This is a genomic window from Streptomyces sp. NPDC087428, assembly GCF_044744085.1.
Classification (GTDB): Bacteria; Actinomycetota; Actinomycetes; order Streptomycetales; family Streptomycetaceae; genus Streptomyces.
Genome location: NZ_JBIUXR010000020.1, coordinates 75,432 through 89,939 on the forward strand (window position 1 = coordinate 75,432; position 14,508 = coordinate 89,939).

18 protein-coding genes, 3 tRNA genes and 1 pseudogene are annotated in these 14,508 nt (G+C 70.7%); 15 read left to right on the plus strand and 7 right to left on the minus strand.

Translation table 11 applies throughout. From position 1 onward, the window contains the following. Positions 1-26 precede the first annotated feature (26 nt). From mscL to ACIO3R_RS34310, 4 genes are all read left to right on the plus strand, one after another. Positions 27-491 carry a large conductance mechanosensitive channel protein MscL gene (gene mscL, locus ACIO3R_RS34295; RefSeq protein WP_385035491.1) on the plus strand — a complete coding sequence of 155 codons (465 nt, stop codon included), beginning with the start codon at positions 27-29 and terminating at the stop codon, positions 489-491. A gap of 207 nt (positions 492-698) precedes the next feature. Continuing rightward, positions 699-1,562 (plus strand): zinc metalloprotease HtpX, encoded by an 864-nt coding sequence (htpX, locus tag ACIO3R_RS34300; protein WP_385035493.1) that lies wholly within the window; start codon positions 699-701, stop codon positions 1,560-1,562. Continuing rightward, positions 1,559-1,951: a YccF domain-containing protein gene (locus ACIO3R_RS34305; protein WP_362960613.1), complete on the plus strand. Its 393-nt coding sequence runs from the start codon at positions 1,559-1,561 to the stop codon at positions 1,949-1,951. The genes htpX and ACIO3R_RS34305 overlap by 4 nt, the downstream gene beginning before the upstream one ends. Positions 1,952-2,074: 123 nt before the next feature. Then, positions 2,075-2,347, plus strand: a complete 273-nt coding sequence (locus ACIO3R_RS34310; protein WP_385035495.1) for a GlsB/YeaQ/YmgE family stress response membrane protein — start codon at positions 2,075-2,077, stop codon at positions 2,345-2,347. A gap of 14 nt (positions 2,348-2,361) precedes the next feature. Here ACIO3R_RS34310 and ACIO3R_RS34315 read toward each other — a convergent pair whose 3' ends face one another. The 3 genes from ACIO3R_RS34315 to ACIO3R_RS34325 all read right to left on the minus strand — a co-directional run bounded on the left by ACIO3R_RS34315 (position 2,362) and on the right by ACIO3R_RS34325 (position 4,172). Continuing rightward, on the minus strand, positions 2,362-3,021 hold the full coding sequence (locus ACIO3R_RS34315; protein WP_402110936.1) for an alpha-ketoglutarate-dependent dioxygenase AlkB family protein: 660 nt from the start codon (positions 3,019-3,021) through the stop codon (positions 2,362-2,364). Next, positions 3,021-3,533 (minus strand): methylated-DNA--[protein]-cysteine S-methyltransferase, encoded by a 513-nt coding sequence (locus tag ACIO3R_RS34320; RefSeq protein ID WP_402110937.1) that lies wholly within the window; start codon positions 3,531-3,533, stop codon positions 3,021-3,023. The genes ACIO3R_RS34315 and ACIO3R_RS34320 overlap by 1 nt, the downstream gene beginning before the upstream one ends. Positions 3,534-3,683: 150 nt before the next feature. After that, the gene (locus ACIO3R_RS34325; protein ID WP_385035501.1) at positions 3,684-4,172 is read right to left on the minus strand and encodes a YajQ family cyclic di-GMP-binding protein; all 489 of its coding nucleotides are present in this window, start codon (positions 4,170-4,172) and stop codon (positions 3,684-3,686) included. Positions 4,173-4,387: 215 nt separating this feature from the next. Between ACIO3R_RS34325 and ACIO3R_RS34330 the strand changes: the two genes are divergently transcribed. Together ACIO3R_RS34330 and ACIO3R_RS34335 are read left to right on the plus strand one after the other, a co-directional pair. Continuing rightward, positions 4,388-4,469 (plus strand) — tRNA-Tyr (locus tag ACIO3R_RS34330). Positions 4,470-4,533: 64 nt separating this feature from the next. After that, the gene (locus tag ACIO3R_RS34335) at positions 4,534-4,983 is read left to right on the plus strand and encodes a DUF523 domain-containing protein (RefSeq protein ID WP_385035503.1); all 450 of its coding nucleotides are present in this window, start codon (positions 4,534-4,536) and stop codon (positions 4,981-4,983) included. 48 nt (positions 4,984-5,031) lie between these two features. Here ACIO3R_RS34335 and ACIO3R_RS34340 read toward each other — a convergent pair whose 3' ends face one another. After that, on the minus strand, positions 5,032-5,688 hold the full coding sequence (locus tag ACIO3R_RS34340; protein WP_385349753.1) for an SDR family oxidoreductase: 657 nt from the start codon (positions 5,686-5,688) through the stop codon (positions 5,032-5,034). Positions 5,689-5,724: 36 nt separating this feature from the next. Beyond that, a complete protein-coding gene (locus tag ACIO3R_RS34345) occupies positions 5,725-7,002 on the minus strand; it encodes an amidohydrolase family protein (protein WP_402110940.1) in 1,278 nt (425 codons plus the stop codon). Between the two features lie 289 nt (positions 7,003-7,291). Here ACIO3R_RS34345 and ACIO3R_RS34350 point away from each other — a divergent pair. From ACIO3R_RS34350 to ACIO3R_RS34385, 8 genes are all read left to right on the plus strand, one after another. Continuing rightward, positions 7,292-7,364, plus strand: a tRNA-Thr gene (locus ACIO3R_RS34350). Positions 7,365-7,410: 46 nt separating this feature from the next. Next, positions 7,411-7,483 (plus strand) — tRNA-Met (locus tag ACIO3R_RS34355). 89 nt (positions 7,484-7,572) lie between these two features. Continuing rightward, complete coding sequence (rpmG, locus tag ACIO3R_RS34360) at positions 7,573-7,737, plus strand: 50S ribosomal protein L33 (protein ID WP_003956487.1); 165 nt, start codon at positions 7,573-7,575, stop codon at positions 7,735-7,737. 102 nt (positions 7,738-7,839) lie between these two features. Beyond that, positions 7,840-8,292, plus strand: coding sequence for a MaoC family dehydratase N-terminal domain-containing protein (locus ACIO3R_RS34365; protein ID WP_385035449.1), 453 nt, complete (start codon positions 7,840-7,842; stop codon positions 8,290-8,292). Next, positions 8,292-8,720: a MaoC family dehydratase gene (locus ACIO3R_RS34370; RefSeq protein ID WP_385349744.1), complete on the plus strand. Its 429-nt coding sequence runs from the start codon at positions 8,292-8,294 to the stop codon at positions 8,718-8,720. The genes ACIO3R_RS34365 and ACIO3R_RS34370 overlap by 1 nt, the downstream gene beginning before the upstream one ends. A gap of 145 nt (positions 8,721-8,865) precedes the next feature. Next, positions 8,866-9,414 carry a TetR/AcrR family transcriptional regulator gene (locus tag ACIO3R_RS34375; protein ID WP_385035445.1) on the plus strand — a complete coding sequence of 183 codons (549 nt, stop codon included), beginning with the start codon at positions 8,866-8,868 and terminating at the stop codon, positions 9,412-9,414. A 77-nt stretch (positions 9,415-9,491) separates the two neighbouring features. Beyond that, positions 9,492-10,922 carry a DHA2 family efflux MFS transporter permease subunit gene (locus tag ACIO3R_RS34380; RefSeq protein WP_402110943.1) on the plus strand — a complete coding sequence of 477 codons (1,431 nt, stop codon included), beginning with the start codon at positions 9,492-9,494 and terminating at the stop codon, positions 10,920-10,922. 70 nt (positions 10,923-10,992) lie between these two features. Then, a complete protein-coding gene (locus ACIO3R_RS34385; protein WP_385035441.1) occupies positions 10,993-12,048 on the plus strand; it encodes a UDP-N-acetylmuramate dehydrogenase in 1,056 nt (351 codons plus the stop codon). A 25-nt stretch (positions 12,049-12,073) separates the two neighbouring features. Here the strand turns inward: ACIO3R_RS34385 and ACIO3R_RS34390 are convergent, their stop codons facing one another. Then, positions 12,074-12,709: an NAD(P)-dependent oxidoreductase gene (locus ACIO3R_RS34390; RefSeq protein WP_385035439.1), complete on the minus strand. Its 636-nt coding sequence runs from the start codon at positions 12,707-12,709 to the stop codon at positions 12,074-12,076. A gap of 87 nt (positions 12,710-12,796) precedes the next feature. Here ACIO3R_RS34390 and ACIO3R_RS34395 point away from each other — a divergent pair. Then, positions 12,797-13,393: pseudogene (locus tag ACIO3R_RS34395) on the plus strand (TetR/AcrR family transcriptional regulator); the annotation flags it as partial. A gap of 26 nt (positions 13,394-13,419) precedes the next feature. Here ACIO3R_RS34395 and ACIO3R_RS34400 read toward each other — a convergent pair. Continuing rightward, complete coding sequence (locus tag ACIO3R_RS34400) at positions 13,420-14,442, minus strand: adenosine deaminase (RefSeq protein WP_385035437.1); 1,023 nt, start codon at positions 14,440-14,442, stop codon at positions 13,420-13,422. Positions 14,443-14,508: the final 66 nt, after the last annotated feature.

The following is a 14,508-nucleotide window of genomic DNA, read 5'->3' on the forward strand; positions in this document are numbered from 1 at the left end:
GTTGACATCACAGAGGAGCCAGAGCAGTGCTGAACGGGTTCAAGGAATTCATCCTGCGCGGAAACGTGATCTCCATGGCGATCGGCCTCGCCGTCGGAGCCGCGTTCACCGCAGTCGTCACCGGGTTCAGCAACGCGTTCATCGTGCCGCTGATCGGCCTCATCACCCGTGGCACCGGCGACTTCAGCAAGGCCGAGTTCAAGTTCGACGACGTGACGTTCCCCTACGGACTCTTCGTCAGCGCCGCCATCGCCTTCCTCATCACCGCCGCGGTCCTCTACTTCTGTGTCGTCGTGCCCATGGCCAAGGTCCAGAACCGCTTCACGGCCAAGAAGGACGAGGAGCAGGCCGACATCAAGGCCGCCCTGCGCGACTGCCCCCGCTGCTACACGGAGATCCCGGCCGTCGCCTCCCGCTGCGCCCACTGCACCAGCGAGGTCGAGCCCGACCCCCAGGCCCTCGCACTCGCGAAACTCCCCGTCCAGCGCTGACCCCGGGGCACGCCGCCACCCGTACGGCCCAAGGCCCGCTCCGGCACGAACCGCCGGAGCGGCCCGGTCCCACGGGCGCACCGGACCGCAAGCACAAGGGAACTAGCTCTCCTCGCCTGGCGTTGACCAGTACGGGAAGCTCCACTGGGGAGTGGAGCACCCACCAATCAAAGGGTCCCCCTGCTTGCACCACCTGGAGGGCGTACCGTGCACCGCCGGCACAACGGGCTGAGAACCGCCGTACTCCTCGGGGGCCTGTCCGCACTCATCATCCTCATCGGCAGCTTCTTCGGACGTACCGGCCTGATCGTCGCGCTCCTGGTAGCCGTCGGCACCAACGCCTACGCGTACTGGAACAGCGACAAGCTGGCGCTGCGCGCCATGCGGGCCCGCCCGGTGAGCGAGTTCGAGGCGCCCCAGCTCTACCGCATGGTCCGTGAGCTCTCCACCGCCGCCCGCCAGCCCATGCCGCGGCTCTACATCTCCCCGACGCAGGCCCCCAACGCCTTCGCGACCGGACGCAACCCGCGCAACGCCGCGGTCTGCTGCACCGAGGGCATCCTGCGCATCCTGGACGAACGGGAGCTGCGCGGCGTCCTCGGCCACGAGCTCAGCCACGTCTACAACCGCGACATCCTGATCTCGTCCGTCGCCGGAGCGCTCGCCTCCGTCGTCATGTTCCTGGTCAACTTCGCCTGGCTGATCCCGGTCGGCCGCTCCAACGACGACGAGGGCCCCGGCATCCTCGGCATGCTGCTGATCATGATCCTGGGCCCGCTCGCCGCCTCCGTCATCCAACTGGCCGTCAGCCGTTCCCGCGAGTACGAGGCCGACGCCTCGGGCGCCCGGCTGACCGGTGACCCACTGGCCCTGGCGAGCGCCCTGCGGAAGCTGGACGCCGGCACGAAGCAGCTTCCCCTGCCGCCCGAGCCGCGGATCGAGACCGCGAGCCACATGATGATCGCGAATCCCTTCCGCCCCGGGCAGGGCGTGTCCAAGATGTTCTCGACACATCCGCCGATGGCGGAGCGCATTGCCCGACTCGAGCAGATGGCAGGTCATCGTCCGTGAAAACCATTCTGAACGTCATTTGGCTGGTCCTGTGCGGCTTCTGGATGTTCCTCGGCTACCTTGTCGCGGGCCTCCTGCTGTGCATCACGATCATCGGCATCCCGTTCGGCCTCGCGGCCTTCCGCATCGGCGTCTACGCCCTGTGGCCCTTCGGCCACCGTGTCGTCGACCGCCGGGACGCGGGCGCACCCTCCTGCGTGGGCAACGTCCTGTGGCTGGTCCTCGCCGGCTGGTGGCTGGCGCTGGGGCACATCACCACGGGAATCGCCCTGTGCATCACGATCATCGGCATCCCCCTGGGCATCGCGAACTTCAAGCTGATCCCCGTCTCGCTGATGCCCTTCGGCAAGGAGATCGTCAGCACCGACGAGCAGTTCGCCGGCTGGTAGGAGCCCCCTCCGGGCGGCAAACCGGACAACCCGAGACACCGGTCCGCGACCCGCGGACCGCAACCGGCCGACCGTCACGAACGTCTTGGATTCCAAGACCGAGTGACGGGTAGGTTCGCACGCATGAGCATTTTTGCCTGGATCATTCTCGGACTTATTGCCGGCGTCATCGCCAAGATCCTGCTGCCGGGCCGCGACCCCGGCGGCCTTGTGGGGACCACCCTGACCGGCATCGTCGGCGCCTTCCTCGGTGGCTGGATATCGTCGAAGTTCCTGGACCGCCCCATATCCAAGGACTTCGTCGACGTGGAGACCTGGGTCGCGGCCATCGGCGGATCGCTGATCCTGCTGATCATCTACCGCCTGTTCTTCGGGAACTCCCGCGAACGCCGCTGACACGCGGCCATTGTTCAGACGCCCAGCCCGGTCTCGCGCAGGGTCAGATTGAGCCGACCACCGCTCATCCCTGTCGCGGGACCGGCCGTACCCGGCCGGATCCTCGGCACCCCGTGGAACGCGAAATGCGACGGCCCGCCGAAGACGAACAGATCCCCCGAGGCCAGCTCCACGTCCGTGAACGGCCTTCCCCGGTTCTCCGTGTTCCCGAAGCGGAAGACACAGGTGTCACCGATGCTCAGCGACACCACGGGCGCACCCGACCGCTCCTCCTTGTCCTGGTGCATGCCCATCCGCGCCGCGTCGTCATAGAAATTGATCAGCGCGGTGTCCGGCGCGTACGCCCGCACAGGGCCCTCCGGCCCGTACGCCGCCACCACGGCCGCCCGCCCCAACTCCCCGAGCCACTCCGGAAACGGGGCGACCGGCGCACCGTTCACGTCGTCCGCCGTACGCGAGTACCGGTACGGCTGCCAGTGCCACCCCAGGCACACACTCCGTACGGACATCACCCCACCGCCCGGCAACGCCGTGTGCCGCAGCGGCACGGGCCCGCGCGCCCACTCCCGGCACGCCGCCACCAACTCCCGCTGCTGCTCCACGGACAGCCACTCGGGGACGTGCACGGCCCCCGGCGCGACCTGCGCCCGCGGCCTGGGGAAGAGCCCGGTCATCAGCTCACCGCCAGGGCGCCCTCAAGCCCCAGGAGCCGCTCCTTGCGCTCCAGGCCGCCCGCGTAGCCGCGCAGCGCCCCGTCCGCGCCGATCACCCGGTGGCACGGCCGTACGACCAGCAGGGGGTTGCGCCCGATCGCCGTGCCCACGGCCCGTACCCCCGCCCCGGAGGCGCCGACCCGCTCGGCGATCTGCCCGTACGACACCGTCTCCCCGTAGGGGACGCCGTCCAGCGCGGCCCACACCCGGCGCTGGAACTCGGTGCCCCGGCCGTCCGCGAGCACGATGTCGAAGCGGGTCCGCCGGCCCTCGAAGTACTCCCGCAGCTGCGCGGCGACTCCCGCGAAGGCTCCGGGATCGCGGCTCCAGCCGTCCTGGACGACCGCCGCGCCCTTCTGGCCCGGCAGGGAGAGCGAGACGAGGGCGACCCCGTCGCCGGCCGGTCCCGCGGCCTTCTCGCCGACCAGCAGCAGTTCGCCCAGCGGGCTGTCGACCGTCGCGTACATGGTCATGGCTCGTCCCTCTCCTCGTCCGCCCGGCAGCCGGATCATCGGCCGCCACGGACCAGTCTGCGTCGCCCGCACCGCCGCGACCGGCGGTATTCGGACATGACGTCCGGGCGCGGAAGAACGCATTCCGCTCCGCGCCCGGACCGCCGCGTCCTACCGGTAGTTCGCGAACTGCACGGCGAAGTCGAAGTCCTGGCCCTTCAGCAGGGCCTGAACGGCCTGAAGGTCGTCCCGGCTCTTCGAGCTGACCCGCAGCTCGTCACCCTGGACCAGCGCCTTGACGCCCTTGGGGCCCTCGTCACGAATGACCTTCGCGACCTTCTTGGCGTTCTCCTGGGAGATGCCCTCCTCGATGGTGGCGAAGAGCTTGTACTCCTTGCCGGACAGCTGGGGCTCGCCCACGTCCAGCGACTTCAGTGAGATGCCGCGCTTGATCAGCTTGGACTGGAAGATGTCGAGGATCGCCTTGACCCGCTCCTCGCCGCTGGCCTCCATGAGGATCTTCTCGCCGGACCAGGAGATCGCGGCGCCGGTGCCCTTGAAGTCGTAACGCTGCGAGATCTCCTTGGCGGCCTGGTTGAGGGCGTTGTCGACCTCCTGCCGCTCGACCTTCGAGACGATGTCGAAACTGGAGTCGGCCATGACGTGTGGCTCCTTGTATCGGGGTGCTGGAAACGGGATGTCCTTACGGGGCGGCCGCGGGGCCCGCTGGCACCACGCCGCCCACCAAAGCCTAGCCACCCGCGCCCGTCCGGGCCGCTGGTCAATCCAGTGGCGTAGCACCCCGAGGCATCAGGTATCGTTTACGTCGTTGCCACAGAGCGCCGTCGAGAGACGGTCTCACGGCAGCATCCCTTGGCGGTGTGCCCGAGTGGCCAAAGGGAGCAGACTGTAAATCTGCCGGCTCAGCCTACCCAGGTTCGAACCCTGGCGCCGCCACAAAGCAAGGCCCTCGTCCTCGGACGGGGGCCTTCTCTGTTGTGCCGTCGCGAGGGGCGTGAACATGGAATCCGTGCTGGTCAGTGCCTGTCTCCAAGGGGTGCCCTGCCGCTTCGACGGCCGGGGCAGGGCTTCCGCGGAGATGGCCGCGGCCATCGGCGACCGCCGGGCCGTGTCCTTCTGCCCCGAGGTCGCCGCCGGGCTGCCCACGCCCCGCCGTCCCGCCGAGATCGTCGGCGGCGACGGCCACGACGTGCTGGACGGCCGTGCACGCGTCGTGGACGACACCGGGCACGACGTGACCGAGGCGTTCCTCGACGGCGCCGGGCGGGCGCTGGAGGCCGCGCGCCGGACCGGCTGCACCGAGGCGCTCCTGATGGCCCGCAGCCCTTCGTGCGGGCGCGGCAAGGTTTATGACGGTACGTTCGCCGGCGAGCTGCGGGAGGGCGACGGGGTCACCGCCGCCCTGCTGGAGCGGCACGGCATCACCGTACGTCCGGCACCGGGCGGCTGACCGGAGCGGCTGACGGGGACGGCGGATCCGCCGTCCCCGGTGCCCGCGTCAGTTCCCGGCGATGTCCTTCACCGCGACCATCACCGGCACGTTGCCCGAGATCAGCTCCAGCGTCAGGCCCGCCGACGCCGGGGTGTCCAGCAGCTCCATGATCGTCGCCGCCACGTCGTCGCGCGGCACCGGGCCGCGGCCGGTCGACGCGGCGAGCAGCACCTGGCCGTTGCCCGCGTCGTTGGTCAGCATTCCGGGGCGCAGGATCGTCCAGTCGAGCGCCGTCCTGGAGCGCACGTACGCGTCCGCCGCACCCTTGGCCCGCAGATACGCGTCGAACACCTCGTCGCCGGGGTGGTCGGGGTCGGCGCCCATGGACGAGACCACGACGTAGCGCCGCACCCCGGCCCGCTCCGCCGCGTCCGCGAAGAGCACCGCGGCCCCGCGGTCCACCGTGTCCTTGCGGGCGGTGCCGCTGTTGGGGCCCGCACCGGCCGCGAAGACCACCGCGTCGGCGCCGCGCAGCACCTCCGCGGTTTCCTCCACGGTGGCCGATTCGAGGTCCAGGACCACCGGTTCGGCGCCGACCGCCCGGAGGTCGTCACTCTGCCCGGGATCGCGGATGATGCCCGCCGCCTCGTCCCCGCGTGCGGCGAGCAACCGCTCCAGCCGCAGTGCGATCTGACCATGTCCACCTGCGATGACAATGCGCATGGTCACGACCGTACGCCGGAGCGTGCCGCGGTGCGGTCAGGGCCCGCCGCCGGGACCGGAATCCGCCCTCCCCTGGCGGGGGAGCCCGGGTCCGCCGCCCGTCTCCGAGTCGCAGTACTCGCGTACCGCGCTGGTCCGGGCCACCACCCGGCCGCGGTGCACCACGATCCGGCTGTACGCCAGTGAGAGCACCCCGGTGAGCTGTTCGCCGCGCACGGCGAGCAGTTCGGCCGGGAAGCCCGCCTCGATCCGCACCTCGGGCAGCCCCATCGCGCGCCTGGCCTCCGTGGAGACCGCCGCGTAGGCGTGTTCGGCCCGCAGCCCGCTCTGCGAGGCCAGCAGGAAGGCGGCCTCCAGCGGGTCGCCGCGGCCGACCGGGTTGGCGAGGTCCCGCAGCGCCCCGCTGCCCGCCGCGATCCGCACCCCGGCCGCGCGCAGCAGCCGGACGGGGGCGGTGCCCCGGCGCTCCACTCCGCAGCAGCCGCCCTGGGGCAGGCAGATCACCGTCACCGCGGAGGCGGCGAGCTGGTCGGCGGCGCGGCCCGCGGCCTCCCGGGTGAGCCGCGAGAGACCCCCGCAGGGGCCGATGGCGACCCCTTGCCGCAGTCCGCCCGCCATCGCCGCGAGCCGGGCCAGCCGGGCCGGGTCGTCACTGTCCGTGTGCAGGTCGACGGGGCAGCCGAACTCTGCGGCGATCTCCAGGACGGCTTCGGCGTACCCCGTCGGGTCGGGGTCGAGGTCGGGGCAGCCGCCGACCGCGCCGGCCCCCATCTTGACCGCGTCGCGGAGCATGGCCAGGCCGTCGGCGCCCGCGACGCCGGTGAGCAGCCGGGGGACCGCGACCGGGGTCAGATCGGCGAGTCCGCGCAGCGAGCGGCGTGCCTGGAGGACGGCTTCGAGGGCGGCGAGGCCCTGTACGTCACCGATCCGCACGTGGGAGCGGAGTGCGGTCGCGCCGTGGCCGAGTTGGAGCAACGCGGCCTCGGTGGCGCGTCGCTGGATCTCCTCGGGGAGTTGCGAGGCCGGTCCCGGGGCGCCCGGTCCGGCGCCGTCGGCGGTGAGCGCGGTGTCGCTGTGGGCGTGCGGTTCGGCGGGCGCGGGCAGCAGCAGGTGGCCGCGCAGATCGACGCGCGCGCCGGGGGCGGTGAGGCTGCCGGCGGTGCCGACGGCCTCGATGCGGCCGCCTGCGAGCCGTACGTCCACGGTGCGTCCGTCGGTGAGACGGGCCCCGCAGAGCGTCAGTGCGGAGCTCTCCCGGCCGTTGGCCGCGTCGGCGGCGTGGTCGTCTGGCGGCCGCGGCCGGCTGTCGGGCATCGCGCTCCAGGGAAGGGGGCAGGATCACGCAGAGTGAGTCGAGCCTAGGGGTGTGATGTGTCGGGTTCGAGGAGGAGCTGAATAGTCGTACCGGTGTCGCCCGGCGGGGTCTGTGGGACCAGGGCGCACGCGTGGTGCGGGAGGTGGGCCGGTGGCTGCCGAACCGCTGATCAAGTGCCGGAAGAGCGGCTGATCAAGGGTTCCGAGCGGCCTCGATCGGGGGCTCGGGATGGGGCTTCGAAACGGATTTGGGCGATCGGCGACCGAGCGTGTAATGTCTTCATCGCTCGCCCCAATAGCTCAGTCGGTAGAGCGTCTCCATGGTAAGGAGAAGGTCTGCGGTTCGATTCCGCATTGGGGCTCTGGTGATCGGGAAACCCCGCTTCGGCGGGGGGACTCAGTCATCAAAGCGGTGTAGCTCAGTCGGTAGAGCAAGCGGCTCATAATCGCTGTGTCACCGGTTCAAGTCCGGTCACCGCTACTAACAGTAGCCGATTGTGGGGTCGGTCCTCCGATCGGCTACTCTTTTTTTGCGTTCATCCGTCCACCGTCCGTCCAAGGAGCACTCACGTGGCTGCCACCGACGTCCGCCCGAAGATCACGCTGGCCTGCGTGGAGTGCAAGGAGCGGAACTACATCACCAAGAAGAACCGGCGTAACAACCCGGACCGTCTTGAGATGAAGAAGCATTGCCCGCGCTGCAACTCGCACACCGCGCACCGCGAAACGCGCTGAATCAGGCTCGTACACGAGGCCGTCCCCGTTGGGGGCGGCCTCGTGTCGTTGTATAGGGCTGTACTTCGGCCCATTCGTCTTTCATCAGGAGGTTGCGAGCTCATGGCGCTCGACCAGTCCTTCGTGGGGCGGACCTATCCGCCCACCGAGCCTTACGAGGTCGGCCGGGAGAAGATCCGGGAGTTCGCCGAGGCGGTCGGCGACGCCAATCCCGCGTACGTCGATCCCGAGGCGGCCAGGGCGCTCGGTCACAGCGATGTGATCGCGCCGCCGACCTTCGTGTTCTCGATCACCTTCAAGGCCGCGGGGCAGGTCGTGCAGGACCCGCAGCTGGGCCTGGACTACAGCCGGGTGGTGCACGGCGACCAGAAGTTCGTCTACGTCCGCCCGGTGCGGGCGGGGGACCTGCTGACGGTCACGTCGACCATCGAGGCGGTCAAGTCCATGGCGGGCAACGACATCCTGGACGTCCGCGGCGAGGTCCACGACGCGTCCGGCGAGCATGTCGTGACGGCGTGGACGAAGCTGGTGGCGCGTGCCGCCGAGGAGGCGTGATGACGGCGAAGGTCACCTACGGGTCGGTCGAGGTCGGTACGGAGCTGCCGGCGCAGTCGTTCCCGGTCACCCGGGCGACGCTGGTGCAGTACGCGGGCGCCTCCGGCGACTTCAACCCGATCCACTGGAACGAGAAGTTCGCCCGCGAGGTCGGACTGCCGGACGTGATCGCGCACGGCATGTTCACGATGGCCGAGGCGATCCGGGTGGTCACGGACTGGACCGGTGATCCCGGCGCGGTCGTCGAGTACGGGGTGCGGTTCACCAAGCCGGTCGTCGTGCCCAATGACGACAAGGGCGCCCTGATCGAGGTCAGCGCCAAGGTGGCCGCCCTGCTGGACGACAAGCGGGTGCGGGTCGACCTGACGGCGATGAGCGACGACAAGAAGGTGCTGGGCATGTCCCGCGCCGTGGTCCAGCTCGGCTGACGCCGTCCGGAGCCGGGTGTCGTAAGGGGCACGGTCCATGGGGCCGTGCCCCTTACGCATGAGCGGCCGCGTTGCACATGAGTGGCCGCGCCCTCCCGGTTGACCAAGTTAGTGATTGAGTACTAACTTAGCTCGCATGGTAAGGATGAGTGCAGACGAGCGGCGCGAAAGCGTCATCCGGGCGGCGATCACCGAGTTCGCCCGCGGCGGGTACAGCGCGACGTCCACCGAAGTGATCGCCAGGCGCGTGGGCGTCTCGCAGCCCTATCTCTTCCGGCTCTTCCCCAACAAGCAGGCCATGTTCCTCGCCGCCGCCGAGAGGTGCCTGGTGGACACCCGCCAGGTCTTCGCGGAGGCCGCCGAGGGGCTAGACGGCGAAGAGGCGTTGCGGGCCATGGCCGCCGCGTATCAGCACCTCATCGTCGACGACCCCGACCGGCTGCTGATGCAGATGCAGATGTACGCGGCCGTCGCGGCGGCGGAGGCCGCCGGTGACCACGAGTTCGGTGAGTCGTTGCGGGCCGGCTGGCTGGAGATGTTCGACGACATCTCCCTCGCGCTCGGCGCCGATGTCGACGAGGCGACCTCGTTCCTCGCCTACGGCATGCTCATCAACACCCTGACCTCACTCGGATATCCGGCCGGTCACCGGATCTGGTCCGGGTTCTACCAGTCCGCCAGGCCGACGGTCTGAACCGTGCGAACCCCGTGTTCGGCCCGCTTTTCTGTCCAGAAAAGTTAGTAATCAATAACTAACCCTCAGGGGGAGCAGTGACCCAGCAAACGAAAGGCCGCTCGGGAGCGGTCTGGGCCCTCGTCATCACCAGCGTCGCCAGCTTCATGGCGGCCCTCGACAACCTCGTCGTCACCACCGCCCTGCCGTCCATCCGCGAAAGCCTCGGCGGCGAGCTGGAAGAGCTCGAATGGACGGTGAACGCGTACACCCTCACCTTCGCCGTCCTGCTGATGCTCGGGGCCTCACTCGGTGACCGGTTCGGCAGACGCAGACTCTTCACCATCGGGCTCAGCGTCTTCACCGCGGCCTCCGCCGCGGCCGCCCTCTCGCCCGGCATCAACGAACTGATCGCCTTCCGGGCGGTCCAGGGCGTGGGCGCGGCGATCATGATGCCGCTGACGCTCACCCTGCTCACGGCCGCCGTGCCGCCCGCCCGCCGCGGAGCCGCGCTGGGCCTCTTCGGCGCCGTCACCGGGCTCGCCGTGGCCTGTGGGCCACTGGTCGGCGGCAGCCTCACCGAACACCTCTCCTGGCAGTGGATCTTCTGGCTGAACGTTCCGATCGGCCTGATCCTGCTCCCGCTCGCCCGGCTGCGCCTGGCCGAGTCGTACGCCCCGGACTCCCGGCTCGACATCCCCGGCACCCTCCTGGTCAGCGGCGGGCTCTTCGGGATCGTCTACGGCCTGGTCAACGCCAACTCCGACGGCTGGACCGACCCCACCGTCCTGACCGCCCTCATCGCCGGCGGTGTTCTCCTCGGCGGGTTCATCTACCACGGCTTCCACGCCGAGCACCCGATGCTGCCGATGCGGCTCTTCCGGAACCGGGCGTTCTTCGGGATCAACATGGCCAGCCTGCTGATGTTCCTCGGCATGTTCGGTTCGATCTTCCTGCTCAGCCAGTTCCTCCAGGGCGTGCTGGGCTACTCGCCCACCGAGGCGGGTCTGCGGATGCTCCCCTGGACCGGGATGCCGATGCTGGTGGCGCCCATCGCCGGGGTGCTCGCCGACCGGTTCGGCGGCCGTCCCGTGGTCGTGACCGGGCTCGCCCTCCAGGCCGTCGGCCTCGGCCTGTTCGCCATGGCCCTCGCCCCCGACGCCTCCTACGCCTCGCAGCTGCCCGGCCTGATCGTCGGCGGCGTCGGAATGGCCCTGTACTTCGCCCCCGCCGCCAGTCTGGTGATGTCCAGCGTCCGCCCCGGTGAACAGGGCATCGCCTCCGGCGCCAACAACGCGCTGCGCGAGGTCGGCGGAGCCCTCGGGGTCGCCCTGCTCGCCACGGTCTTCTCCTCGCAGGGCGGTTACGGCCCCCCGCAGAAGTTCACGGACGGCACCGTCCCCGCGGTCTGGCTGGGCGCCGGTGTGGTGGCTCTCGCCGGGCTCGTCGCCCTGATGATCCCGGGCCGTCGCAGCACCCAGGCGCAGGAGGCGGAGCAGACCGAGGCGCGGGTCCCCGTGTCCGCCTGAGGGGTTGTCACGCCGATACGGTCCGCGGCCCCGCCCGGGTGGTGGGGGAGCGGACCGTACTCTTGTCCCCGTGCAGGAACTCCACGACGCGCCCCTCGCCCCCCTGACCACCTTCCGGCTGGGCGGCCCCGCCACCCGCCTCCTCACCGCGACGACCGACGCCGAAGTGGTCGAGGCCGTACGCGCGGCCGACGACAGCGGCACCCCGCTCCTGGTCATCGGCGGCGGCAGCAATCTGGTCATCGGTGACAAGGGCTTCGACGGCACCGCCCTGCGCATCGCCACCAAGGGCTTCGTGCTGGACGGCGCGACGCTCGAACTCGCCGCCGGAGAGATCTGGACGGACGCCGTCGCCCGCACCGTGGACGCCGGTCTCGCCGGGCTCGAATGCCTGGCCGGAATCCCCGGTTCCGCCGGTGCGACACCGATCCAGAACGTCGGGGCGTACGGGCAGGAGGTGTCGTCCACCATCACGGAGGTCGTCGCCTACGACCGGCACAGCCGTGAAACCGTCACCATCCCGAACGCCGAGTGCGACTTCTCTTACCGGCACAGCCGTTTCAAGGCCGAACCCGACCGCTTCGTGGTGCTGCGGGTCCGCTTCGGGCTGGAAGAGGCGGGCGGCCTGTCCGCGCCCCTCAAGTACCCGGAGACGGCCCGTGCCATGGGTGTTGCGGAGGGTGAGCGCGTTCCCGCCGCCGCCGCCCGCGAAACCGTGCTCCGGCTCCGGGCCGGAAAGGGCATGGTGCTCGATCCCGAGGACCACGACACCTGGTCGGCCGGCTCGTTCTTCACCAACCCGATCCTGGACCCGGAGCAGTACGAGGCCTTCCTCGCCCGGGTGGCGGACCGGCTCGGGCCGGAGGTGGCGCCCCCCGCCTTCCCCGCGGGCGGGGGACGCACCAAGACCTCGGCGGCCTGGCTCATCGACCGGGCCGGATTCACCAAGGGATACGGCACCGGCCCGGCCCGTATCTCCACCAAGCACACGCTCGCCCTCACCAACCGGGGCGCCGCCGGCACCGACGACCTGCTGGCCCTGGCCCGCGAGGTCGTCGCCGGGGTCCACGAGGCCTTCGGCGTCACGCTGGTCAACGAACCGGTGACCGTGGGCGTGACCCTGTAGCCGGACCCGGCAGCGGGCGGCCCGCTCAGTACGCCACGCCCACCCCCTGCTTCACCGCCGCCGGGTCGTCGATCAGCGCCAGCATCGCGTGCGCCACGTCGGCCCGGGAGATGGACCGGCCGCTGCGCGGGTTGCTGCCGTGGACCGTCCGGTACGTGCCCGTCAGCGGGCCGTTGGTGAGCTTCGGGGGCCGTACGGACGTCCAGTCCGTCGCGGAGGCCGCGAGTGCGGCTTCCATCGCGGTGAGGTCCGTGTAGACCTCCTTGAGGATCGCCCCGATCGCCGAGAGCATGATCCGGTCGAGCAGCGGGTCGTCGGCGGGCTCCGGCGCGACCGGGGCCGCGCTCACCACGAGCAGCCGCCGCGTCCCCTCCGCCTCCATCGCCGCCAGCACCCCGCGGGTCAGCCGCTCCGCGATCCCGCCGGCCTTCCGGCCCCGCGAGCCCAGACCGGAGAGCACCGCGTCGCGGCCCGCGACCGCCTCGCGCAGCGCCTCCGGGTCGTCGATCCGGGCCGCCGTGTGGACCGTCACTTCGGAGAGCGGGACCGGCAGCCGCGCGGGGTCGCGCACCACCGCCGTCACCTCGTGCCCTCCCGCCACCGCCTGGCGGACGATCTCCTGACCGATACCGCCTGTCGCACCGAACACTGTGAGCCTCATTGCGCACCCTCCTCGGGTGGGTAAGTATTCACTCACCTCTAGAGTGAGTGAATACTCACCCGGTCGTCAAGGTTCGTTGGAGTGCACATGGAGCAGAAGCCGGCCCGCGCCCGCATCATCGACGCCGCTCACCGGCTGATGCTCACCATCGGCCTGGCCCGCGCCACCACCAAGGAGATCGCGAAAGCCGCCGGCTGCTCGGAGGCCGCGCTCTACAAACACTTCCCGAGCAAGGAAGAGCTCTTCGTGGTGGTCCTGAAGGAACGGCTGCCCAAGGTCGACGGAATCCTGAAGCGGCTGATCGCCGACCCGGGGGAGGGGGAGCGGACAGTCGAGCGGAACCTCACCGAGATCGCCCGCGAAGCCGCCCTCTTCTACGAGCAGAGCTTCCCGATCGCGGCGTCCCTCTACGCCGAGCCGCGGCTCAGGGACCGTCACAACGCGGCGATGCGGGAGCTGGGCACCGGCCCCCACGTGCCGATCCGCGGGGTGGACGCCTATCTGCGCGCCGAACAGTCCGCGGGCCGGGTGCGGGCCGACGCCGACACCTACGCGGCCGCGTCCCTGCTGCTGGGGGCCTGCGCCCAGCGGGCCTTCGCCTACGCGGCCACGGAGACCGGGGGGCCGCCGCAGTCCCTCGACGCGTTCGCCGAGTCGGTGGCCCGCACGGTGCTGCGGGGGATCGGGGAGCGGACCGGGCCGGCGGCCGGTCAGCCCACCGGCTTCGCCAGCCAGCCGTCCACGCCCGCCAGCAGCTCCGCCCGCACCGCGTCCGGCGCCGCTGAACCCCGTACCGACTGACGCGCCAGCTCCGCCAGCTCCTCGTCGGTGAAGGCGTGATGGCGTCGCACGAGGTCGTACTGCGCGGCCAGCCGGGAGCCGAAGAGCAGCGGGTCGTCCGCGCCGAGCGCCATCGGCACCCCGGCCTCGAACAAGGTGCGCAGCGGGATGTCGGACGGCTTCTCGTAGACGCCGAGCGCCACGTTCGACGCGGGGCACACCTCGCAGGTCACCCCGCGCTCCGCCAGCCTGCGCAGCAGCCGCGGGTCCTCGGCGGCCCGCACCCCGTGCCCGACCCGGGACGCGTCGAGATCGTCCAGGCAGTCGCGGACGCTGGACGGGCCCGCCAGCTCGCCCCCGTGCGGGGCCGCCAGCAGGCCGCCCTCCCTGGCGATGGCGAAGGCCCGGTCGAAGTCGCGCGCCATGCCGCGCCGCTCGTCGTTGGAGAGCCCGAACCCGACGACGCCCCGGTCGGCGTAGCGCACCGCGAGCCGGGCCAGGGTCCTGGCGTCCAATGGGTGCTTCATCCGGTTCGCCGCGATGACCACCCGGATCGGCAGCCCCGTGTCGCGCGACGCGCTGTCCACCGCGTCCAGGATGATCTCGATCGCCGGGATGAGCCCGCCGAGCAGAGGCGCGTACGAGGTGGGGTCGACCTGGATCTCCAGCCAGCCGGAGCCGTCCGCGACGTCCTCCTGGGCGGCCTCGCGCACCAGCCGCTGGATGTCCTCCGGCGAGCGCAGACAGGATCTGGCGATGTCGTAGAGCCGCTGGAAACGGAACCAGCCGCGCTCGTCCGTCGCACGCAGCCGCGGAGGCTCGCCGCCGGTCAGCGCCTCCGGCAGCCGCACGCCGTACTTGTCGGCGAGTTCGAGTAGCGTCGTGGGCCGCATCGACCCGGTGAAATGCAAGTGCAGGTGGGCCTTGGGCAACAGCCGTACATCACGCTCCATTCCAAGATCCTGCCGCACGGACGGGGTGTCGCGGTAGCCGGATTCCCCATCGAGTTGCCCCTCGAA

What these genes read in the sequence shown, in the direction of transcription:
- ACIO3R_RS34315 (WP_402110936.1), bottom strand. Translation starts at nt 3,021, where the DNA reads ATGACCGGGCTCTTCCCCAGGCCGCGGGCGCAGGTCGCGCCGGGGGCC.
- ACIO3R_RS34345 (WP_402110940.1), bottom strand. Translation starts at nt 7,002, where the DNA reads ATGCCCGACAGCCGGCCGCGGCCGCCAGACGACCACGCCGCCGACGCG.
- ACIO3R_RS34365 (WP_385035449.1), top strand. Translation starts at nt 7,840, where the DNA reads ATGGCGCTCGACCAGTCCTTCGTGGGGCGGACCTATCCGCCCACCGAG.
- ACIO3R_RS34390 (WP_385035439.1), bottom strand. Translation starts at nt 12,709, where the DNA reads ATGAGGCTCACAGTGTTCGGTGCGACAGGCGGTATCGGTCAGGAGATC.
- ACIO3R_RS34310 (WP_385035495.1), top strand. Translation starts at nt 2,075, where the DNA reads ATGAGCATTTTTGCCTGGATCATTCTCGGACTTATTGCCGGCGTCATC.
- ACIO3R_RS34370 (WP_385349744.1), top strand. Translation starts at nt 8,292, where the DNA reads ATGACGGCGAAGGTCACCTACGGGTCGGTCGAGGTCGGTACGGAGCTG.
- ACIO3R_RS34325 (WP_385035501.1), bottom strand. Translation starts at nt 4,172, where the DNA reads ATGGCCGACTCCAGTTTCGACATCGTCTCGAAGGTCGAGCGGCAGGAG.
- ACIO3R_RS34335 (WP_385035503.1), top strand. Translation starts at nt 4,534, where the DNA reads ATGGAATCCGTGCTGGTCAGTGCCTGTCTCCAAGGGGTGCCCTGCCGC.
- ACIO3R_RS34320 (WP_402110937.1), bottom strand. Translation starts at nt 3,533, where the DNA reads ATGACCATGTACGCGACGGTCGACAGCCCGCTGGGCGAACTGCTGCTG.
- ACIO3R_RS34340 (WP_385349753.1), bottom strand. Translation starts at nt 5,688, where the DNA reads ATGCGCATTGTCATCGCAGGTGGACATGGTCAGATCGCACTGCGGCTG.
- ACIO3R_RS34375 (WP_385035445.1), top strand. Translation starts at nt 8,866, where the DNA reads ATGAGTGCAGACGAGCGGCGCGAAAGCGTCATCCGGGCGGCGATCACC.
- ACIO3R_RS34400 (WP_385035437.1), bottom strand. Translation starts at nt 14,442, where the DNA reads ATGGAGCGTGATGTACGGCTGTTGCCCAAGGCCCACCTGCACTTGCAT.